This window comes from Ruegeria sp. BC1, assembly GCF_056539305.1.
This window is the reverse complement of record NZ_JBQFUT010000015.1, coordinates 19,574-43,209: the sequence shown is the minus strand read 5'-3', so window position 1 is coordinate 43,209 and position 23,636 is coordinate 19,574. Positions and strand designations below refer to the sequence as shown.

The 23,636-nt window shown below is 59.3% G+C and carries 9 protein-coding genes; 5 read left to right on the top strand and 4 right to left on the bottom strand.

What is annotated here, in order from left to right; all coding sequences use genetic code 11:
* Positions 1-52 precede the first annotated feature (52 nt).
* The 5 genes from ACR0IY_RS21300 (at position 53) to ACR0IY_RS21280 (ending at position 19,230) form a co-directional block, all read left to right on the top strand.
* Positions 53-2,116, top strand: coding sequence for a TRAP transporter large permease subunit (locus tag ACR0IY_RS21300; RefSeq protein ID WP_480676932.1), 2,064 nt, complete (start codon positions 53-55; stop codon positions 2,114-2,116).
* A gap of 12 nt (positions 2,117-2,128) precedes the next feature.
* Positions 2,129-3,280, top strand: coding sequence for an alpha-hydroxy acid oxidase (locus ACR0IY_RS21295; RefSeq protein WP_480676930.1), 1,152 nt, complete (start codon positions 2,129-2,131; stop codon positions 3,278-3,280).
* Positions 3,281-3,298: 18 nt separating this feature from the next.
* A complete protein-coding gene (gene dld / locus ACR0IY_RS21290) occupies positions 3,299-4,993 on the top strand; it encodes a D-lactate dehydrogenase (RefSeq protein WP_480676928.1) in 1,695 nt (564 codons plus the stop codon).
* A gap of 419 nt (positions 4,994-5,412) precedes the next feature.
* On the top strand, positions 5,413-18,732 hold the full coding sequence (locus ACR0IY_RS21285; protein ID WP_480676926.1) for a hypothetical protein: 13,320 nt from the start codon (positions 5,413-5,415) through the stop codon (positions 18,730-18,732).
* A gap of 18 nt (positions 18,733-18,750) precedes the next feature.
* On the top strand, positions 18,751-19,230 hold the full coding sequence (locus tag ACR0IY_RS21280) for an invasion associated locus B family protein (RefSeq protein WP_480676924.1): 480 nt from the start codon (positions 18,751-18,753) through the stop codon (positions 19,228-19,230).
* Between the two features lie 328 nt (positions 19,231-19,558).
* Here ACR0IY_RS21280 and glf read toward each other — a convergent pair whose 3' ends face one another.
* From glf to ACR0IY_RS21260, 4 genes are all read right to left on the bottom strand, one after another.
* On the bottom strand, positions 19,559-20,716 hold the full coding sequence (gene glf, locus ACR0IY_RS21275) for a UDP-galactopyranose mutase (protein ID WP_480676922.1): 1,158 nt from the start codon (positions 20,714-20,716) through the stop codon (positions 19,559-19,561).
* Positions 20,717-20,788: 72 nt separating this feature from the next.
* Positions 20,789-21,676: a hypothetical protein gene (locus tag ACR0IY_RS21270; RefSeq protein ID WP_480676920.1), complete on the bottom strand. Its 888-nt coding sequence runs from the start codon at positions 21,674-21,676 to the stop codon at positions 20,789-20,791.
* Positions 21,673-22,473: a glycosyltransferase family 25 protein gene (locus ACR0IY_RS21265; protein ID WP_480676918.1), complete on the bottom strand. Its 801-nt coding sequence runs from the start codon at positions 22,471-22,473 to the stop codon at positions 21,673-21,675. The genes ACR0IY_RS21270 and ACR0IY_RS21265 overlap by 4 nt, the downstream gene beginning before the upstream one ends.
* A 256-nt stretch (positions 22,474-22,729) precedes the next feature.
* The gene (locus ACR0IY_RS21260; RefSeq protein ID WP_480676916.1) at positions 22,730-23,485 is read right to left on the bottom strand and encodes a sulfotransferase family protein; all 756 of its coding nucleotides are present in this window, start codon (positions 23,483-23,485) and stop codon (positions 22,730-22,732) included.
* Positions 23,486-23,636 lie beyond the last annotated feature (151 nt).

Sequence of the window (23,636 nt, the reverse complement as noted above, 5' to 3'; positions counted from 1 at the left end):
AATTTCTAACCTTTCACTGCCCGCAATCCGGGCTGCCGAGCGAGGAATGACCATGACCAAGCAGAACAACCTCAACGATCCGGTCGAAGCCTACGAAGGCATCCTGGAGCATCCCGAAACCGACCGCCAAAAGATCGCCGTTGCGATCGATACAAGCGTCAAGGCCGTTGGCCATTTGGTGATGTGGGCGAACGTACTGCTGATGGGTGCGATTTTCGCCCAAGTCTCGCTGCGGTATCTGTTCAGCCAGAACTATCCCAAGCTGGACGAGATTCAGTGGCATTTCTACGGCATCGTGACAATGATCGGCATTTCCTATGCCCTGATCACAGACAGCCATGTGCGTGTGGACGTGTTGCATATGCAGCTGTCGCGCCGGGCGCAGCGGGTCATCGAGGTGATCGGCATTCTGACCCTGTTGACCCCGTTCATCTACCTGATGATCGACCAGGGCTATGACTATTTTTACGAAAGCTTCCGTGTCAACGAGCGATCGGACAGCCCGACCGGCTTACCCGCACGCTGGGCGTTCAAGGCGGTCATTCCGATCAGTTTCATACTTTTGGCGCTGGCCGCTCTGGCGCGGTTGATCCATGACGGGCATGCGCTGATCTACGGGCCGGAGTCCGAGCGCGAAGGCGCACCTTTGCGGCGGATTCTGCTGGTGCTGGCTGTGTTCGCTGCAGTTTGTGTCGGCCTAACCTTCCTGGTGGAAACCACCGAAGAAAAGCTTGTCATCGCGATGTTCCTGACCTTCATCGCCTTGCTGTTCACCGGCTACCCGGTCGCATGGGTGCTGGCGGGCGTGGGCGTAGCCTATTGCGGTCTTGCCTATCTGTTCGACAACGACCTGATGCTGTGGACCGGGTTGGAAAGCACCTTTACCGGGCTCGATTACCTGACACTGGGCGCTGTGGTGAACCGGGTCTACGCGACCATGTCCAACGCAGTGCTGGTCGCCCTGCCAATGTTCATCTTCATGGGGCTAATGTTGGACGAATCCGGCGTGGCCGAACGTCTGATGTCCTCGATGCAGCGTCTGTTCGGCACCGTGCGCGGAGGTCTGGCGATCACAGTGACCCTGATCGGCATCATTCTGGCGGCTTCGACCGGCATCATTGGTGCGTCAGTAGTTCTTCTAGGTGTGTTGTCATTGCCTTCGATGATGCAGCAGAAGTATCAGCCGACGCTTGCGGCTGGTGTCGTTTCGGCCTCTGGAACGCTGGGCATCCTGATCCCGCCGTCGATCATGCTGGTGATCATGGCCGACCAGATGGCGCTGTCAGTGGGCGATTTGTTCATGGCGGCAGTGTTCCCCGGTGTGATCATCGGCGGTCTGTACCTGACTTACATCTTCATTCTGGCGCTGGTTAACCGCGACGCGGCCCCTGTGCCGGAGGGCGCCAAGGCCCCAGACTGGGCCGCCGTTAAGGACGTGCTCGTGGCTGTCATCCCGACGCTTATTTTGATCCTGGCTGTTTTGGGCTCGATCTTCGCAGGCCTTACCACACCGACCGAAGCCTCGGGCATCGGTGCGCTGGGGGCCACCCTGCTGGCCTTGGGCTATCGTAAGCTGACATTTGCCAAGTTGTGGAACGTGCTGGTATCGACCTTCAACACCACCGCCTATATCTTTGCGATCTTCCTGGGGGCGACCGTTTTCTCTTACGTCCTGCGCGAACTGGGCGGAGACGAGCTGATCGAACACGTGGTCCAGGCCACAGGGTTTGGCGCAAACGGAACCATCCTGTTCATCCTGTTCATCGTCTTCCTGCTGGGTTTTGTTCTGGACTGGATCGAGATCACGCTGATCGTGCTGCCGCTGATGCGTCCCATCGTCAATGGGCTGGGCATCGACATCCCCGGCTTCGGGGTGCTGGATGAACCGGCGCTGGTGTGGTTCGTGATCCTGGTCGCAGTGACGCTGCAAACCAGCTTCCTGACACCGCCTGTTGGCTTCGCCCTGTTCTACTTGAAAGGCGTCTGCCCGCCCGAGATCAAACTGACCCACATCTACAAGGGCATCATCCCCTTTGTGCTGCTGCAGCTGACCGGTTTGGCCTTGGTCTTCCTCTGGCCGACTCTCGCCACCTGGCTGCCTTCGGTCGCTTACTAAGGAGGTGAACGGATGCGTCTGAACCAATGTCATAACTTCCACGACTTCCGGCGGCTGGCCAAACAGCGGCTGCCGGGGCCGATCTTCAACTACATCGACGGCGGCGCGGATGATGAGGTGACGTATCGGGAAAACACCAACGCGTTTGACCGTTGCGATCTGCTGCCCTCGGTCCTGCGTGGAGTGTCGGATGTTGATATGTCGGTCACCGTGATGGGCCAAAAGCTGGACATGCCGGTTTATTGCTCACCCACCGCCTTGCAGCGCCTGTTCCACCATCAGGGGGAGCGCGCGGTTGCGGCGGCGGCCGAGAAATACGGGACGATGTTCGGTGTGTCCTCATTGGGCACGGTGTCGCTGGAAGAATTGCGGAAAAAGCATAAGAACCCGCAGGTTTATCAATTCTATTTCCACAAGGACCGCGGATTGAACGCCGCAATGATGCAGCGCGCCAAAGAAGCTGGCGTCGAGGTGATGATGCTTACCGTCGACAGCATCACCGGCGGCAATCGTGAGCGTGACTTGCGGACCGGTTTCTCGATTCCGTTCCGGCTGACGCTGGGCGGTATGATCCAGTTTGCGATCAAGCCGATGTGGGGGATCAACTATGTCACCCACGAGAGATTCCGCCTGCCGCAACTGGAAGAGCACGTGGATATGGGCGGCGGAGCCAGTTCAATCGGCGGGTATTTCACCGATATGCTAGACCCGTCGATGAATTGGGATGACGTGGCGCAGATGGTACAGGACTGGGATGGCCAGTTCTGCCTCAAAGGTATCATGACCGTCGAGGATGCCCGCCGCGCGGCTGATATTGGATGTACGGGCATTATTCTTTCCAACCACGGTGGCCGTCAGCTGGACGGTTCGCGTACGCCCTTTGATCAACTGGCCGAGATTGTCGATGCGGTTGGCGACAGGCTGGACGTGATGATGGACAGCGGCATTCAACGCGGCACCCATGTGCTTAAGGCCCTTTCGCTGGGGGCTAAGGCGGTGGGCGTCGGACGGCACTATCTGTATCCGCTCGCCGCTGCGGGGCAGGCGGGGGTCGAGCGCGCGCTGGGACTGATGCGGGCCGAAATCGAACGGGATATGAAATTGATGGGCGTGACCCGCATCGACCAACTGAACAACAGGAATGTCCGGTTTCGCGACGCATAACTCTGACGAGGAAGTGACATGACCAATGAAGAATTGATCAAAACGTTCCGTTCAATTGTCGGATCGCGTCACGTCCTGACCGGAGAACGGGCTACGGAACGATTTCGACGCGGCTTTCGCTCGGGTGAGGGTGAGGCGCTGTGCGTCATTCAGCCGGGCTCGCTTTTGGAACAATGGCGCGTGCTTCAGGCCTGCGTAGCCGCCGACAAGATCGTCATCATGCAGGCCGCCAATACCGGCCTGACCGAGGGCTCGACCCCTTCGGGCCGCTATGATCGCGATGTAGTTCTGATCAACACCCGCAGGATGGATACGCTGGTGCCGTTGAATGGCGGAGAGCAGATTGTCAGCTTTCCCGGCGCCACGCTGTTTGCGCTGGAAAAGCTGCTCGCCCCGCTGGGACGCGAGCCGCATTCAGTAATCGGATCGTCCTGTATCGGGGCGTCGATTGTGGGTGGTGTTTGCAACAACTCTGGCGGGTCTTTGGTAGAGCGGGGGCCAGTTTATACCGAACTGTCGGTTTATGCGCGGATCACCGAAAACGGCGAGCTAGAGCTGGTGAACCATCTGGGTATTGATCTGGGTGAAACGCCCGAGGATATTCTCACCAATCTGGATGCCGGGACATTTGAACGAAATCCGGGGGGCACGAACAAACGCGCGTCGGCCAGCGACTACGCGCGGATCGTGCGCGATGTGGATGCGGAAACGCCCGCGCGGTACAATGCGGACAAAGGCAAGCTTTTTGAATCCGCCGGTTCAGCGGGGAAACTTGCGGTCTTTGCCGTGCGTCTGGATACCTTTCCCAAAAACGAAGCCGAACAGGTGTTCTACATCGGGGCCAACGACCCCGACGATCTGGCCGCTCTGCGTCGTCATATTTTGTCCGAGTTCAAATCCCTGCCGGTTTCTGCCGAGTACATGCAGCGCGAGGTTTTCAACATCACAGCGCGCTACGGCAAGGACACGGTAGTGATGATCGACAAGCTGGGCACCGACCGGCTACCGATGTTCTTTGCGCTGAAGGGTGCCGTTGACGCACGGCTGCGCCGAATACCGATCTTACGGAATTTCACGGACCGCTTCATGCAATTAGCGGTCACTTTGTGGCCGCGTGTTCTACCTGCCCGGATGGTCCGGTTCCGCGATCGTTATGAACATCATCTAATCCTGAAAATGAAGGATGACGGGATTGACGAAACCGCGGCATGGCTGCCGGGCTTTCTGAAGGACAGAGACGCCGATTTCTTCGAATGCACCCCGCGCGAGGCTAAAATCGCCGGGTTGCATCGTTTTGCGGCGGCGGGCGCGGCTGTGCGGTACATGGCCATCCATGCGGATGAGGTTGAAGACATCATCGCGTTGGACGTCGCGTTGCGCCGCAATGATCAGGATTGGTTGGAAAAACTGCCGCCGGAAATTGACGACAAGATAGTTCACAAACTCTATTACGGCCATTTCATGTGCCACGTGATGCATCAGGATTATGTGGTCAAAAAAGGCACAGACCCCAAAGCCCTAAAGGCCTCGATGTTGAAGCTGTTTGATGAACGTGGCGCGGAATATCCGGCCGAGCACAATGTCGGCCACCTGTACAAGGCCAAGCCAGACTTGGCCGCACATTACAAATGCTGCGACCCGACCAATTCCTTCAACCCTGGAATTGGCAAAATGTCCAAAGCGCGCAATTACGCTGAAAAAAGCGCCAACTAGTCAACGGTGTATCAAATAGGCGAATGTTTTTTGGACAACCGCCCGACAAGACTTTTGGTGTGAAATCCATCGAAATTTGCAAGACCGGCTCTGGTGGGAATGCAGGATCGGACAGAAACTGTCGTGCTGGTCGAATGCTGCGACTTCACCGTTGTCGTACAAGAATGCCGCGGGAAGATCAGGAAAACTGAAATACCGCCTCGAACGTCTTGAGGTATCAAAGTGATGCTAACCTGTTGCAATTACGCAATGATATCGGCCAAACCCGCTAAGAACGAGTTTTGTCACCTCAATCTCCTTAAAATTGCGCTTATCTTGCTTGAAATGGTGATGGGGAGACCTTGAAGTGCAGGCTGTTGCTCTTCGGGACTGAACCTTTTTGCCGTGCGTTTTGGCTGGATCGGTTGCGAGGTTCGAGGGTGATAAAGAAATCAAATCTGCTTTTGGCAGCCTCATTTTATGTTTTGATTTCAAGTTCTTTGCACGCAGCACCAACGGCCACATCCAAGGTCGGCGATACGGTGACAAACCCGGTGACCGGCCTTGATACTACCGTAAGCGCGCTGATTCTTGACCCGGCTTCGACACCGACAGCCGGAACAACGGCCTTTGTGGAAACGGCAGATGGCTACGTTTTTCTGGTCAAAAGCGCAGGCGATACCATTTACAATTCGGACAATCCTCCGCTTGCTTTTGATATTGTTTCAATAACCGGAACAACAGCGCAAATCAGCAGCTCGGGCGCAACCGGCACGTCCAGCTTGTCGACGCAGCTGACGCAGTCACAATACAACAGCAGCTTCAACAGTTCCGGTACGCCAGGGGCAGTAACGCCGCCAGTGGACGTCTCGGGGCCAAATGGGGTCAGTCAGGTTGTCTATGGTCAGGATGGAAGTAATGGGCGTGATGGCGCGCTGTTCGTGCCGCCAAGTTCCGGCGGTGACGGCGATGATGGCCCAACTCAGACCAAAACCCTGAGCAGCGATGTAAACGCCACCAGCAATGTTGGATGGGAGGTTGGCAGTGTCGGCGGCGACGGCGGCAATGGCGGCGACTCATACCTGAGTTTCTGGGATGGGCGCGACGGTGGCGATGGCGGCAAGGGCGGCACGGTTAACGCGACCCAGTCCACCAGCAGCACAATCCAGACCTCCGGCAGCAACAACGACGGTATCTTCGCGTTCAGCCGCAGCGGCGAGGCTGGCAACGGCGGCAGTGGTTATGCCGCACCGGGCGGTGGCACCGGCGGACACTCGGCCGATGGCGGTAACGTGACCGTCAATCAGAGCGGCACGATTTCGACCTCCGGAGACTCAGCCGACGGTATCTATGCATTGAGTGTGTCGAACAATGGCGGCAATGGCGGCTCACAGTGGGGGCTGGTCGGATCGTCCGGTGACGGTGGTTATGGCGGCAGTGGCGGAACAGTCGCTGTCAACACAACGTCATCCGGAAGCATCCTGACAACCGGTGATTATGCTAACGGCATTTATGCTCAGTCTATCGGTGGGTCCGGCGGGTCTGCCGGGACCAGCGGCAACCTGTTGGTCTCGCTGATCGGCGGCGCAGACAACGGGGGCAACGGCGGGCAGGTTTCGGTGTCGCATGGTGGGGCCATTGAAACGCGGGGCGATTTCTCGCGCGGGATCGTCGCTCAGTCCATCGGCGGCGGCGGTGGATCGGGCGGAACTGCGGGGGGGCTGGTATCTCTGTCGTTGGGCGGTGTCGGGTCGAATGGTGGCAGTGGTGACACTGTCAGCGTTACCGTGCTGGGGTCCGGCAGCATCCTGACCTCGGGCGCAGGGGCCGATGGGGTGATGGCGCAATCCATTGGCGGCAGCGGCGGCACCGGAGCGAACTCCTATGGTCTGGTTGCAATTGGCGGTACCGGGTCAAGGGGTGGCACTGGCGCAGCGGTCAGCGTCAGCAACTATGGAAGCATCGTGACCGGAGGCGACGGTGCTCGCGGCATCATCGCACAATCTATTGGTGGCGGTGGCGGAGATGGCGGCTCGTCCGGTGGCATGGTGTCGGTTGGCGGCAACGGCAACGGCGGGGGCAGCGGATCGACAGTTACCATTGTGAACGACGGCATCATCACCACAACCGGAAACGACGCAATGGGCATTCTGGCCCAGTCCATTGGCGGCGGCGGCGGCAATGGCGGCTCGTCTGGCGCTGTAGGAGCTTTCGTTGGGGTTGCCATTGGTGGCGAAGGCGGCGCAGGCGGCACCGGAGGGGATGTGAATGTCACCCTGTCCAATACCGACAACAGCCAACCTTCGGCGATCCAAACCTCAGGTGATCGCTCAGCGGGCGTGTTCGCTCAATCGGTAGGTGGCGGTGGCGGTAATGGTGGCGGAGCCGTATCGGTTGCCGTTGGAGCCTTCGGCGCGGCGTCGGTATCGGTTGGGGGGTCGGCAGGAAATGGCGGCGACGGCGGCGACGTGACCTTACGCGGCAGTGGTTCGGCTTCGGTGCAAACCGGTGGAGACGATTCCATCGGCGTGATGCTGCAATCCGTCGGCGGTGGCGGCGGCAACGGTGGATACGCTGTTTCGGTCGCGGTCTCTGGCGGCCCGGTTTCCGGTTCTCTGGCAGTAGGTGTAGGCGGAGACGGCGGTACAGGCGGCAAAGGCGGAGACGTCACGGTCGGACAGTTCAGCAGCGGCGGCGTTGCCACGGCCGCTGGGTTTGATGGCACGGTCATCACAACAGGAAACCGGTCGACGGGTATGCTGTTCCAGTCCGTCGGCGGCGGCGGTGGTAACGGAGGTTTGGCCGTTGCGGCGACCGGTGGCGCGTCAGCGCTGTTTTCCGGCAACGTTTCAGTGGGGATTGGCGGTCAGGCCGGTAGCGCCGGGGATGGCGGGATCGTTCAGGTCTACACCAATGCTGATGTGACCACGACGGGGACTAACTCCAGCGCGATCATAGCGCAGTCCGTCGGTAGCGGCGGTGGCAATGGCGGCGGCAGCATCGCCGCCGGTATTAGCGCAAGCGGCGTGGCCGCAGTTGGAATTAATGTAGGCGTTGGCGGAGACGGCGGTGGCGCAGGGATCGGGGGGGATGTGACTCTGGTCGCGGGGGGTTCGTCGATTGCGACCAGCGGCGCATTTTCCAGTGGCGTCGTCGCGCAGTCTGTTGGTGGCGGCGGTGGAAACGGCGGCTACAGCATCGGTGCCAGCGCCGATATCGGAGGCGCAGCGGCCGGGTCTGTCAGCGTGGGGCTGGGCGGAAAATCCGGCGGCGGCGGAGCGGGTGGAACCGTTACCGCTCAGGTCGATGCAGATGTCACGACGCGCGGGGACGACTCTGGCGCTGTCGTCGTGCAATCCATTGGCGGTGGCGGTGGCAATGGTGGCTTCAGCGTTGCGGCTGGTCTGGCGGCGGGCGGCGCAGGCGCGGGGACCATCGGTGTTGGCCTTGGCGGCGATGGAGGCAGCGGAGGCGTTGGCGGTACCGTCACGGGTGTCCGTGTCAACGGAGATATTCGGACCGAGGGGCTGCGCTCCAGTGGGGTGGTGATCCAATCCGTCGGCGGCGGTGGCGGTAATGGTGGCTTTAACGTCACCGCAGGTGTTGCCGCAGCGGGGGCTGGGGCCGGGACAATTGGCGTAGGTTTGGGCGGCAACGGTGCCACCGGCGGCGATGGCGGCGTAGTGGAAGGTCAGGTTGCAGGAAACGTCACAACTTTGTCCGATAATTCAAGCGGCGTGGTGTTTCAGTCGATTGGCGGAGGTGGCGGAAATGGCGGTTTCAATGTCACAGCCGGGATCGCGGGGGCAGGGGCAGGCGGCGGTGCCGTCACAGTTGGCCTTGGCGGTGACGGCTCGGGTGGTGGAATCGGGAAATCGGTCACCGGTACGACCAGTGGAACTGTCAGCACAAGTGGAGCGGATTCAACAGCCGTATTAGCGCAGTCTGTCGGCGGCGGCGGCGGTAACGGTGGCTTCAACGTCAGCGCGTCCGTGGCAGGTGCCGGAGTTGGCAGCGGCGCCGTCAGTGTGGGACTGGGCGGCAATGGCGGCACTGGCGCAGTAGGTGGGTCGGTCAACCTGACCACGTCGGATGCTATCGTGACGGCGGGCGATCGATCTTCCGGAGTGGTTGCGCAATCGATTGGTGGCGGTGGCGGCAACGGCGGCTTTAACGTCTCTGGCACGGGAGCCGGTGCGGGCGTTGGCTCTGGCGCGGTCAGCGTCGGGCTGGGCGGCACCGGAGACGGTGGCGGTGATGGTGGAACAGTTTCCCTGACCGCAAACGGCACGATCCTCACGCAGGGCGATTCAGCTACGGCATTTCTGGCGCAATCCGTTGGCGGCGGCGGTGGCAATGGCGGCTTTAACGTCAGCGCGGCGGTTCAGGGATCGGGAACCGCAGGGGCTGGAGTGTCCGTTGGGCTGGGCGGCAACGGTGCAGGGGGTGGCGATGGCAACACTGTTATCGCCACATCCAACGATGCGGTAGAAACGCGTGGTGATCAGTCTTCGGGCGTCGTGGCGCAATCCATCGGCGGCGGCGGCGGTAATGGCGGCTTCAACGTGGCACCCGTGCTGTCGGGCGCAGGTACAGCCAGCGGTGCAGTCAGCGTCGGCCTCGGCGGGTCGGGCGATACGGGCGGGCAGGGTGGTAACGTCACCCTGACTTCGAACGGAACCATTTTGACGGACGGGTTTGCCTCAAGCGGATTTGTCGCGCAGTCCATCGGTGGCGGTGGCGGCAATGGCGGCTTCAACGTGGCTCCCACAGTATCGGGTGCGGGTACGGGCGCAGGTTCGGTTTCTGTGGGCTTGGGCGGCACGGGTGCCGGGGGTGGCAATGGCAGCTTGGTCACCGCAAACACGACGGCCAATGTGGTCACAAAGGGCACTGCGTCGGTTGGTATTCTGGCGCAGTCCGTCGGCGGCGGTGGCGGAAACGGCGGCTTTAACGTCTCACCGGCACTTGCGGGCGCGGGCACTGGCGCAGGCGCAATCAGCGTTGGGCTGGGCGGCTCGGGCGGCAGTGGTGGCACTGGCGGTATTGTCGGCCTGACGGTTGAAAATGACGTTCAGACCGAGGGCGCACAATCCAGCGCAATCGTCGCTCAATCCATCGGCGGTGGCGGCGGCAATGGTGGCTTTAACGTCTCGGCATCCGTAGGTGGTGCTGGCACCGGATCCGGCGCGGCGGCTGTGGGTCTGGGTGGTCGGGGGAGCGGGGGCGGCGACGCCTCGGCGGTCACGGCAAATGTCACCGGGAATATTGTGACATTGGGTGAAACCTCAAGCGGCCTGTTGGCGCAATCCGTCGGTGGTGGCGGGGGCAATGGCGGTTTGAACGTGTCGGTCGCGGTGGCAGCGGCAGGCACGGGATCGGGCGGCGCCTCGGTGGGTCTTGGCGGCGCGTCCGGTACAGGTGGTAGCGGCGGCACAGCCGAGGCCACTCTAACCGGCAATGTTTCGACGCAAGGTGGCGACTCCGGCGGCGTCATCGTTCAGAGCCTTGGCGGAGGTGGTGGCAATGGCGGCCTGAACGTCTCGGCGACAGTCACGGTTGCCGGAACCGGCAGCGGGGGGGCGTCGGTTGGCCTGGGTGGCAGCGGCGGCGATGGTGGTAACGCGGATACAGCCACCGGCACCGTTATCGGGAACGTCACTACGGTGGGCGACAACTCGGGCGGTGTTCTGGTGCAATCCGCTGCAGGCGGTGGCGGCAACGGAGGGCTGAGTGTCTCGGCCGCCGTCAACATCTCGGGCACCGGCGGCGGTGCGATTGGTGTCGGCATCGGCGGATCCGGTGGTAGTGGTGGGAACGCTAGCACGGCAACGGGTTCGGTCACAGGCGACGTCGCCACAGGCGGCGAAAACGCGACCGGCGTTCTGGTGCAATCTGTCGGTGGCGGTGGCGGCAATGGTGGCGTCAGCATCTCGGGCGCGCTTAGCATAGCGCGGACCGGATCAGGCGCGGCAGGTATCGGGGTGGGCGGATTTGGCGGCAGCGGCGGCACCAGCGGCGTGGTGGACAACACATTTGTGGGCAATGTCAGCACGTCGGGCACACGCTCGGCGGGGGTCGTCGCGCAGAGCCTCGGTGGCGGTGGCGGCAACGGCGCCACGAACATCTCGGGTGCGATTTCGGTGGCCAGCAACTACTCTGGTGCTCTTGGGATTGGCGTTGGCGGATTTGGTGGCAGCGGCGGTGCGGCGGATAACGTCACGCAGCGCGTCACTGGCACCGTCACGACGTCGGGCGACTATTCCGTCGGGGTTCTGACGCAGAGCCTTGGTGGCGGCGGCGGCAATGGCGGCACGAACATCTCGGCCGCTCTGTCGCTGTCCCGCTCGGCCAATGCGGCGGTGGGGATAGGCCTCGGTGGGTTTGGCGGTGGCGGCGCGGATGCCGGTGCACTGGTCCAATCGACCGTCACGGGCGGCGTCACAACCAGCGGCGACCGCAGCACGGCTATTCTGACGCAGAGCCTTGGCGGCGGTGGCGGCAATGGCGGTACGAACATTTCGGCCTCGTTGGGTATCAGTCAGGAAAACGGTGGTTCCATCAGCCTGGGCGTCGGCGGCTTTGGCGGCGGTGCAGGCAATGCGGGTAATGTGACCAGCACCCTAGGGTCCAGCACAAGCAGCAGCGGAACAACCTCGGTGGTCACCACTGGTGTGGATAGTATCGGTGTCATGGCGCAATCTGTCGGTGGCGGCGGTGGCAATGGCGGCCTGAACGTCTCGGGCGCGGTGAGCCTGACGGGTAAATCCGGTGCAGCGGTGGGCCTTGGCCTTGGCGGCTTTGGCGGCGGCGGCGGAGATGCCGGAACAGTGACTCTGGACGTTCAAAGCGACGTTGCAACCGCTGGAGACGGATCGCACGGCCTGCTCGCCCAGAGCCTTGGTGGCGGAGGCGGCACCGGCGGTGTGAATATTTCGGGCACGCTGTCGCTGACCAAGCCCTCGGGGTCTGATACGATATTCTCAGTCGCGGCGGGTGTCGGCGGATTTGGAGGGTCGGGCGGCAACGCAAGTGCGGTTGATCTGGATTACACCGGGACCCTGCAGGCGGTGCCGATGGTGCAACAGTCGGACGGAACCTTTGCCGTTGATCAGAGCAAAGGCGCCAGCGGCATCATCGCGCAATCGCTGGGTGGTGGTGGCGGCAATGGCGGCACCAATGTTTCCGGTGGCATCGCCATCAGCGGCAAGCCCGGGGCCGGGCAAACAGATAGCAGCAAATCTTACGCTGTTGTCGTGGGCGTCGGTGGCTTTGGCGGAGGCGGCGGGGATGCCGCGAATGTGGATGTCAACATCGGTGCAGGCAGCTCGATCACGGCGCATGGCACAGGGCAATCCGGCCTGCTGGCACAGTCGGTTGGCGGCGGAGGGGGCAATGGCGGCCTGAACGTCTCGGGCGGGATCGTGTCCGACAGCTCTCTGATCGTTGGCGTTGGTGGTTTCGCGGGCAACGGTGGCAAAGCGGGTGACGTCACTGTCACCTCACAGGCCGATATTACGGTGACAACAAACCCCGACGATATCTCGATCCCAGACACCACCACTTTCGAGGACAAGCTGCGCGATTTCTTGGGCGATACTATCGTGGACGACACCCAGGAACTGGCCTCGGACTTCGGGCTGGAGCGTCTGTTCATCGACATGGGGGTCTTCAACGAAGACAAACCAGACACTGACGGTTCGGCCGGTCTGCTGGCGCAATCCATTGGCGGCGGTGGCGGCAATGGCGGCCTGAATGTATCGGGTGGTATTGCCCTGAGCAAAGACGGCAAGATCCCTTCGGTTACATTTGGGGTCGGCGGATTTGGCGGCAACGGCAATGTTTCGGGTGATGTGACGGTGGATCACACCGGTTCGGTGTCGGTTGCGGGCAACTGGAAGCACGGCGTTCTGGCCCAGTCCATCGCAGGCGGTGGCGGTAACGGCGCGCTGAACGTGACCGGACAGCTGAATTATGGCGATTCCAACAGTTCGGACGGAGCGACGGACCTGAGCATCGTTGGCGGTCTTGGCGGGCACGGCGGCACCGGGGCGGACGCCGGAAACGTATCGGTTACGCAAACCGGTGACATATCGACAAACGGCTATCACGCGCGCGGCATCTTTGCCCAAAGCATCGGCGGCGGTGGCGGTACCGGCGGGATCAACGCGACCTTTGTTGGCACCAAGGATAGCTCGCCTATTGCCATGGGCATCGGTGGCTTTGGCGGCGGTGGTGGAGACGCAGGGGATGTCACCGTAGCGCGGGGCAACGCAGTCGCAGCGGCGGGGACCATCACGACCGATGGCGTTGGGTCGCACGGGATCGAAGCATCCAGCATCGGTGGCGGTGGCGGTGATGCTGGGATCAACGCGGTTGTCGGTATCAGCAAGACGACCGGCAGCAAAAGCAATGGTGGAACTGGTGATTCAACCAACCGTAAGACACCCACCAATACAGGCGTGGATGACTCGGTAATCGCCAATTACAACGCTGTTTTGGATGAGCTTGAGGGCAAGGTGAATCCGGCGGATTCCTCAGGCAGTAAAACCGGCGTATCGGCTGTGGTTGCCATCGGTGGCAGTGCCGGAACCGCTGGCGACGGCGGCACGGTAGACATCTATCATTACGGCGATGTGATCACCAAACAGGACAGCAGCCACGGCATCTTTGGTCAATCCATTGGCGGCGGCGGCGGTAACGCGGCCCTGAACCTTGGCATGACCTACGAACTGGCCTCGGACGCGACCAATAAAGGCTTTGGCCTGGCTGTTGGAGGCGGCACCGGGGACGGCGGCATCGGTGGTTCGGTTGATGTGCGCAATACCGGTGACATCACCACGCTCGGGGCAGATTCCCACGGCCTGTTCGCCCAGTCCGTCGGTGGTGGAGGTGGCAACGCGGGCTATAACTCGGCCTCTACGTCAGTAGATGGCGGCAACGTCAACATTCAGATCGGCCGCACCGGAGGCACCGGTGGCAGCGGTGGCGATGTCTATGCAAACTCGAACGGGATCATCAGCACCACAGGCAATCGCTCGTACGGGTTCTTTGCGCAGTCCATCGGTAATGGTGGCGGCAATTCGTCCTCGACATCAGTCAGCATCGGCACGCCGAAAACCGGCGATAGCAAAGGCAACAAGGCCAGCCTGTCGGTCGGACTTGAAGGCGGCACCGGCGGAGAGGCGGGCGATGTTACCTCGGTTGTGGCTGGCACTGTGGTTACGCAAGGCACGGATGCGCATGGGGTGTTTGCCCAGTCCGTAGGCGGCGGTGGCGGCAATGGCGGCAAGGCCAGCAACTCGGCCGGTAAGGGTACGTCTATTGCGCTGTCCATTGGCGGCACCGGTGGCACCGGCGGTCTTGGCGGCAAGGTTGACGTCACCAGCACCGCGCGAATTGCAACCTTTGGCGATCGTTCGAACGGCCTGATGGCACAGTCCATCGGCGGAGCAGGCGGCACCGGCGGCATTGTGCAGGCGGGTCAGTCGAACCTCGACACGATCAAAGCCGTGGTCAATCCGTCCACAGTTGGAACCACGGCGTCGATCAATATCGGCGGCACGGGCGGTGATGGCATGACCTCGGACACCGTTACCGTGGACAGTGATGGGATCATTACCACCGAAGGTTCTATGTCGCACGGTATCTTCGCGCAATCCGTCGGTGGCGGTGGCGGCATGGGCGGTTCGGTTGAAAACCGGATCATCAGCCTGCGCAAGGACATCGGCAACACCGCAACCCTGTCCATCGGGGGCAATGGTGGCACTGGTGCGACTTCGGCTGCGGTATCGGTTATAAACCGAGACCTGATTCAGACCACCGGTGATACGTCCGTTGGCATTTACGCGCAGTCCGTAGGTGGCGGCGGTGGTGATGCGCAACAAGTGCGCAACATTATCCTGGGCCGGTCCTCGGAAGGGTCAACCACAAACGCCATTCTGATCGGCGGTAGCGGCGGCACCGGTGGGGCTGGTAGCACGGTGACCGTTGTGAACGACGTCGATGGTACGATCCTGACTACCGGCAAGGAAAGTCACGGCATCTTTGCGCAATCCGTTGGCGGTGGCGGCGGCACGGGCGGTTCGACCATCTCGGTCGATGGGCGCTATGGTGGGGCCGAGGCGACCACGCGGCGTGCCTTGCAGTTCGGGCTGGGCGGATCGGGCGGCACCGGCGGTACCGGCAGTACCGTCTCGGTGACCAATGCCGGGACCATCGTAACAACCGGTGCAGGCGCGCATGGTATCTTTGCGCAGTCCATCGGGGGTGGCGGCGGCAATGGTGGCAGCTCGATCACCGGTACGCTGCGCCTCAAGACCGGGGACAGCAGCTCTCCTACAGCGCAGTTGAATATTGGCGGATCGGGCGGCACCGGTAATGTCGCGGGCAACGTAGTGGTCACCAATAGCGGCGACATTCAGGTAGATGGCGCCAGCGCCTATGGTATTTTTGCCCAATCGGTGGGAGGTGGCGGTGGCAATGGCGGGCTGGCCGTTGCCATGGATGTGAATGACCTCAAGAACACCATGACCGGAAAATCCTATTCCAAGATTGCCATTGGCGGATCCGGCGGATCGGGTTCAGACGGTGGAGACGTCACGGTAAACCACACCGGCACCATCGTCGTTAACGCGGAAAACGGGTATGGCATTTACGCCCAGTCCGTCGGAGGCGGCGGCGGCAACGCAGGCTATTCGGTGTCCTCTCCGCTGGTTTCGGCGCTGGACTATGTGATCTCGCAGGCGCTTGGCGCCCGCACAGGGGCGACCGGATCGGTCGGCACCGTGACCGTCAACACGACCGGAGACATTCAGGTCAATGGCGCAGGCAGCGAGGCGGTGTTTGTCCAGTCGGTGAACGGCGGTGGCGGTAATGTCGATACCTCTGTCGATTTCACCACCACGACCTCTGGTGAGACCGGCAGCATTGTCAGCAGCGATATCGCCCTAGGCGGTGATGATGTATCGGGCACGGCTGGTAATCAGGTTGCGCAGGCCCACACAGGAAACATTGCTACAACGAGCGACCGCTCGACAGCCCTGTTACTGCAGAGCGTGGGCGGCGGTGGCGGAACCGCAGCAACCACGGTGGATGTTCAGGAAGGCGACGGTATTGACCTCACCGCGCGTCTGGGTGCGATCAACACCGATAACGCCAGTGGCGGCGACGTGGACGGCAGCCGGACGGGTGACGTCGGAACCGACGGCGCGTTTTCTTCGGCGGGCACTTCGCAGTCCATCGGCGGCGGTGGCGGCAAGCTTGTGCTGAACAGCAATGGTGCGGCGGGGGCGGAAAAGGCCGCCTCGGTAATCCTCGGATCAGATCCAAGTTTCAGAAACGATGGTGGTGATATCGACCTGTCGCTGGATGGTGATGTGTTTACCAGCGGCGACCGGTCCTTTGGCCAAAGCGTTCAGAGTATCGGCGCGGGCGGTGGAGAAGTTGTCATATCCGGTCTCGGCAGCGCCGACGTGACACTGGGCGCGCAGGACAACTCGACTGGCGATGGCGGTAACGTCGATTTCGCTAATGTTGGCGATGTCACCACCAACGGCAAGGGTTCGCACGGCTTTGTCATCCAAAGCATCGGCGGCGGCGGCGGTCTTGTATCAACTGACATGGCCAAAGGCAGCATCACCGTGAACCTTTCTACTGCCAATGGCGGTGACGGCGGTGATATCGCGTTTTCGCAAACCGGGAACATCGTGACTACCGGTGACTCTGCCATCGGAGTCGTAGCGCAGTCTCTGGGTGGCGGCGGCGGCATGGTGGACTCGGTCTTCCGTGGTTCCGCAGGCGGCGCAGGCTCTGGTGGTGCGATCGACATGGCATATAACGGAAATATCCTGTCGGTTGGCGAGGGCGGCATCGGCGTTCTGGCACAGTCCGAAGGCCGTGACGGGGCTGGTGCAATCACGCTTGGGTTGGACGGCGTTGTCATGGGCGGGACCGGTAAAGCGGATTCGGTTGCCTCGATCGTTGTGGACGGAGGCACCAACAACGCCCTGACGCTGTCAGCAAACAGCGTTTTGCTGGCCGGAAACAACCAGTTGATGAATGGTGGCGATGGCAACGATCAAGTTTCACTTTCGGGATCGGCCCTTGGCAATCTGAACCTTGGCGCGGGCGCCAACAGCCTGACAGTTGAGAACGGTGCGTCCTTCTATGCGCTAGATACAGTCGATCTGGGCGACGCCGGTTTTATGCAGGTGAACGGTGATTTTGTTCTGGGCGCCAACTGGGGGTTGGATACGGATCTGACATCCTCGGTGCAGGCCGGAGATTTTGTCTTTACCGGCAATGTAAGCCAGACCCTCAACCTGACCGGAAGCCTCGCCTTTGGTGCAACGGCAAATTCGACCTTCGATGTGTACTTCCTGACATCGGGCGCTTCGGGCGGTCAAAGCGATCTGGTCAATGTCTCGGGTGACGCCACGATGGGCGGTACATTGACGCCGCAGCTGAACACGCTACAACGGGCCTTGCCGCTTGTCATCATCAACCCGGATGGAACCGCCGCAGATGCGGGTACGACCATTCAGGACACCGTGGTGCTGGATTACTTGATTGGCTTGAACGGCTCGACCTCGGACGGTAGTTCGATTGATCTGGTGATCACGCCGGATTATTCGACTCAGGGGATGAACGCCAACCAGGCCGCCATCGGTGACTATATCAATCAGGTTCTGAACGGGCAGGGATCGGTTGCGCAGGGCGAGATGTTTGCGTTGATCGGTAACATGCTGTCCGAGGCTGACGTGATCGCCGCGATCGACAGTTTCTCAACAGCGGATTACGCAGCCGATGCGGTAGATGCCTATTACGGAACCCGGGTATTCGCCGACACACTGCACAATTGTGAACGGTTCACCGATTATCGGGCAGGCGATGATCCTCGCAATTGTATCTGGTTCTCAGGGGGCAGGTCGTTCTACGACCGCGATCAGACCGGCATTTACGATGAGTTGGACATAAACAGTACCAACCTGTCAGCCGGTGTTCGCATACCGGTGGGCGATGAGCTGTTTGCTGGCTTCGCTTTGGGCCACGATCAGATGAGCCTGCGCAACGGATCGAACTACAACGCAACGGGAGACCGGTTCAATCTGGGTGCATCGCTGACCAAATACGTAGGCGCCTGGGAATTCGGGGGCATGCTGTCAGCCGGATGGTCGGATTATGACTCGCTCAGCGCGGGCGGAATCAGTGGCGTGCTGCCTAACGGAAATGTCGTGAATACCGTCGGTGTCAGCGAGATTACCCATAAGATGAACCATCAGAACCTGCGGCTGAGTTTTGCCTACGACCACAGGTTCGCCGGTGGCAGCTCTTACCTGCGGCCCGAGGTTGCCTTGGACGCAACGCGTCTGGCAACCGAAAGCAATGGCGATGCAACTCTGTCGGGGATTGTTTTGCAGGACGAGAGCGAGATGATCTACTCCTTCACGCCATCGCTTGAAATCGGCACAGAACAGATCCAGAGCGCCTCGCAGAAACTGCGCGCCAGCTTGCGGATCGGTGCGATCCTTTCGTCAGATGATACCGTCTCGGTGTCTGCTGGGTTTGCCGATGCCAGCGCCGCCGATGGTGGATTTTCCAATACCAGCTTTATTGGAGACGCCCACGGTTTGGTCTCGGCCCAGTTGGGGCTGTTCGCGCTGGATGACAGCCGCTTTATCAACCTGAGTCTCGACCATATGTTCGGTGACTCAACTGAGGCCCTGCAAGTTGGGCTTGGCCTTGGAATACAATTCTAATCTATGAGGAACAGCAGAATGAAAACTTGGATGGGCGCCTTGGGTGTTTCACTGGCAATGGCCCTGCCTGTCACCGCGCAGGAGAACGCAGCACCGAAGTGGTCGGTCAATTGCAGTAATCTGGTCGACGGGTCCCAGCTGATTTGTGAGATGACCCAAAGCATCGTGCTGACCGAGAACAATCAAAGGCTTACCGCTATCGCGTTTGTGAAACCCGCTGGCAAGCCCGAGGTCGAAACCGTGCTGACCCTGCCGTTTGGCTTGCTGTTCTCAGAAGGTTTGATCGCAAAGGTCGATGGCACTGAAGTAGCCCGCCTTGAGTTTCTGACTTGTGAAGCACAAGGTTGCTTTGCACGTTCACCTGTGTCGCAGGACTGGTTGTCAGCAATGCGCGCCGGGAATCAGTTGACGATCGAAGGAAAGAACAGGGTCGGAGACCCGATCTCATTTGGGTTCGACCTGACCGGGTTCAGCAAGGTATCCGATCTGCTGCCCTGATACCATGAGCGGTACCCCATGCTGGGCTTGATTGATGAATCCAGGCCTTCGGTGCCGACTGTCGAGACCACCTGCACGCCAATGGTGTGCATCTCACCTGTTAAGCGGTGATGATGTCTGCGCCAAGGGCTTGCAGGCGAGAACCAGATCGGTTGTGCCTCTGTGGGCTCGACCGTATGACCCGAACAGTGGCCCCCTAATTTTTTATTTCTGCCGGGCGTCTTCTTTTTCGGTCCGGGTCACACGGTTGCATCGACCCGACGGGATTGCAGATCAGACATCGAGGCTTAGATGGTCCGGCTTAGCTAAACTGTTCCCGGTTCGGGCGTTAAATGCTGTTATTCATGAACGGCTTTGGGGGCGTTCCGGTGGACAATGCGGCAAGTGCCATTTTCGCAGTATCCAGGGCTTCGCGGATCGTAACGTCCATATCCAGATACCGATAAGTGCCTAGGCGTCCGACAAAAGTGACGTTCTGTGTTTGCTGAGCTAGGTCAAAATACTCACCAAGCAGAGCTTTTTCCTTCAATTGGCGGATCGGGTAATAGGGAATGTCTTCCGCCTCGGCGGCACGAGAGAACTCACGATAACACACTGATTTTTCGTGTGTTTCCCAGGGCGCAAAATGCTTGTGTTCAGAGATACGCGTATAGGGGATGTCCTTATCGCCGTAGTTCATCACCGCGCAGCCCTGATAGTCCCCGTCATAGGTGAATTTTTCAAAGTCCAACGTGCGATATCCTAGCCGGCCCAGACTGTATTCAAAATAACCGTCCAACGGACCGGAATAGAATACATGATCAAAACCTGTGGCCATGAGGCGGTCGAACGTCGTATTCAGCTGAACCGAAATAGAGTCATGATCCAGAATATTCGCAATCAGATCGGTGTATCCGTTTTCAGGCATGCCCTGAAATTTGTGAAAAAAGTAATTGTCGTCGTAATTGAATCGGACAGGCAGACGTTTGAGGATAGAGGCAGGCAATTCAGAGGGATGACAGCCCCATTGCTTCATTGTGTAGCCCTTGAAAAAGGCTTCGTACAAATCCTGGCCGATATATCGCAGCGCTTGCTCTTCAAAGCTTTGAGGATCTTGAATTGAGGTGTCTGCCTGTTCCTGAGTGATGAAAGCGCGGGCTTCGTCCGGTCGCATTGCCTTGCCGAAAAACTGGTTCAGCGTATGCAGATTGATCGGCAATGAGAACACCTGCCCACGCGAGGTGGTCTTGACCCTGTTTGTGTAGGGCCGAAATGCCGAGAACCTATTCACATAGTTCCAGACCTCTGTGTCGTCGGTATGAAAGATGTGGGGCCCGTAGACATGCACCATGACTCCGGTTTCGGCGTCTCGCTGCGTGTGACAGTTTCCGCCTATATGGTCGCGGCTGTCTACAATGGTGACTTCATGACCGTGCTCTGCCAATTCACGCCCGATCACAGCGCCCGAGAAGCCGGCGCCAACCATCAAGAAACGACCCTTTTTCATATAAGCACCTTCTGTTTCTGCAGCTCTTTTTCGCGGTGCTGACCTGTGGGGCAGTTCAACCGGATCAGACTGTCACATTGTTCGGTTGAAGGAAATTGTAGTCATGTCCAAGGGTTTGCTTAACTGACGTCGGGCAATCTTGAATATCCCGGCGCGCGCCTCGCTGGTACTACGAAAGCTGCCGAGCACCGAAAGCCAGTTACGGCACATGCGCCACCCGACCTGAACGCGGCCCGAAATCGGTTGCCCACCCTGTAATATCCCGGCGTAGACCAAAGGAACCGTGCGTCGACGCAAATCAAACATTTCTTTAAGGATTTTTTCTTCTTCTTCAGAAGTGGGCCCGCCCGCTTCGACCATGGCTGTTTTCAGGTTTTTGCCCACAGGCCTTGTATGATGCATGGAAATTTGGTCCAGGATAGCGGCCCGAAACGCGCCGGCCTCGGCCCAACGGCACCAGATGTAGTCCAGTCCGTAACCGCTCATCGTGCCCTGAAATAGGGGTAATGCCTTTGTGAGGACATCGCGGTGCAGGCAGGGGGCCATGATCTCGATATAATTGGTATAGCGCAGAACAAAACCGGGGCAGTGGCTGAATACAAAGTGTGAAAAATAGCTGTCCGGGCTAAGCGAGGGTTGTGCAATGCACAGGCCATGTGACCGCATGGATTCAAACAGCTTGTTCACATCCTCGGCGCTGATGTCGAGGTCATCGTCCGGAAGCCAGACATATTCGTATTGATCGAGTTTCCGGTCCGCAAGCGTTGCATATAGCCCATCCCATTTGCCGCCCACGACCAGAACCGCTTCGACGCCAGGTTCGGCCTCGAACTGAGAATATGCCTCTTCAGAAAAATAACTGACCAGCAGATCATAGTTGCGGTCTTCGTAGCTGATCTCTTGCCAACGTTTGTGCAAAGAGGCCGCTCCGGCGCGGACAACGACTAGGTTCTTTTTCATACAGAACCCCGGTCCGAAAATTGCTCCGACAGCAGAGGGGCCAATTCTTCGATTCTATCTGGTTTCAACGGGTGGCTTAGTCGCCCCCCGGTGTACTGAACCTGATACTTGAGATTACGAAGGAACCTGTGAAGCGAAGATCCGCTTTTGCTTGCGCGGCGGCTGGATTCGATATTGCTGGCGGTTTTCTGGCGCTCGGACACCATAGATTCCCCAAGCGTCAGGATTGGAACTTTGTGTTCCCAAAAGAACTTCAGGTCGATATCAATCGGGCGGGCGATCTGTGTGTTAGCAGACAGCATTCGTTCCGCGGCGCGGCGGCCAATTATATACCCCGTGGTGCGCGGTGGCAGGTGATTGGACAAAATCAAATCTTGACCGGCAACTGTATTTATGACTTGCCCGCTGTTGCGCGACACGCCATTGAGCTTGACCATAACATCCTGAAAAACCTCTGAATGCCGGGACATTGCGTCAAGTAACTTACGGGGATCGTGGGCAAATGTTGCATCATCTTCCAGCACAATCCAGGCATGTTCATCTGCGGCTGCGATGTCCTTCCAGATTGCACGATGTCCAAGCGCACAGGCGATTTCGTTGCAGGTCAACGGGCGCTTAAATTTTCTATTGTTCGCTGCCTCGTCGTAGACATTTCGCCGGTCACCCTGGCTAAGCTGATCGCCGGCAATCGCATCGTGGAATACGTGGGCAATGCCCAGGTCCGAAAGCTCATCCGTGCAGTGAGCCCGCCGTTCGACATCTTTTGGCAGACTGAGAATTATGGCTTGGATTGACACTTCCACTTACCCGAAAAAATCTTTTTCAATTGAGATTTAATGTTTTGAGCCTGTTCGTTTCCTGAGTTTCGATCGTTTTGAGACCGAGGGCTAGACGCAGTCACTATCATTGAAATGCAGGGCTTTGCAATTCCATTGTGGGGGGTGTGGCTTTAGCGCCAAGGTGCGGGAAATCACTGTTAAGCTGCAGTCTTTGCAGAGGGTGAAATCAGGTTGCTAGCCTGTCAGATCAGGAACCAATCCGGTGTGGCTTTACCTACGCATTCACCAGCCAATGCATGACGTCAAATTGCACCAGTTTCTGCAACCTGGTCGTATCTTCCCGATAAAATTCAATCAGTTCGGATTGAAGCCTTGAGGTAAGGCGTGGCGTTACGGGCCAGCCCGATTTTTGCACCTTACGTGCGCTGGTATGCACAGGCTCAGCCAGAGCGGCCAAGTCGATATCACACGGGATATCAAGTGCGCAAAACACGTTGGTCAGCAACGCGCCCGGTTTTTCCATAAGGTCATCGTACGAGTAAACCAGCATGTCCGGGAAAACGCTCTGCCAATGGGCCAGAATCCGCCCATACATACCTGTCGACAGCATAATCTGATCGTCGGTCATAACGTCGATTTCAGGCGTGTAATCCAACCGGCCCTTCTGCATGTGGTGGACATACGCGGAACGATACCGATCCACTGGGTTGCGCAAGATAACAATCGGACGGACATCCGGGATCGCCCCTTTGATCTGATTTGCGATGTCCACAAAGATATTCGGCGCGTGAAAGTAGTGCGGCGTGCTTTCCAGAAAATACCTGGCAGTGGGTTTTGCATTCACAGGAAAATGCGCGCGGTATTCGTCAAGGCGTGACAGATCAGCTGATCTGCCCCAGAAGTTGACCTCTTTCTTGTCGGATCCGAAGATATGCTGCGACGCAGACAATACCTGATGCAGCCAGGTTGTTCCCGATTTCTGAACGCCGACCAAAAGCAGGTTCGGCAATCGTGTATTAGAAGCGTTCAAGAAACCCTCGTTTTTCAAAACCGCCCGCAGAAAACTGAGGGTATCGCAACTGTGTCTTAATGCCTTGGCTCAGGTTGTTTTTGCGAAAGCCGGTACATCGGCGGGCTCGAAAAGGTAGCCTGAATCGGTTACCCCACGTCTCGCACATCCG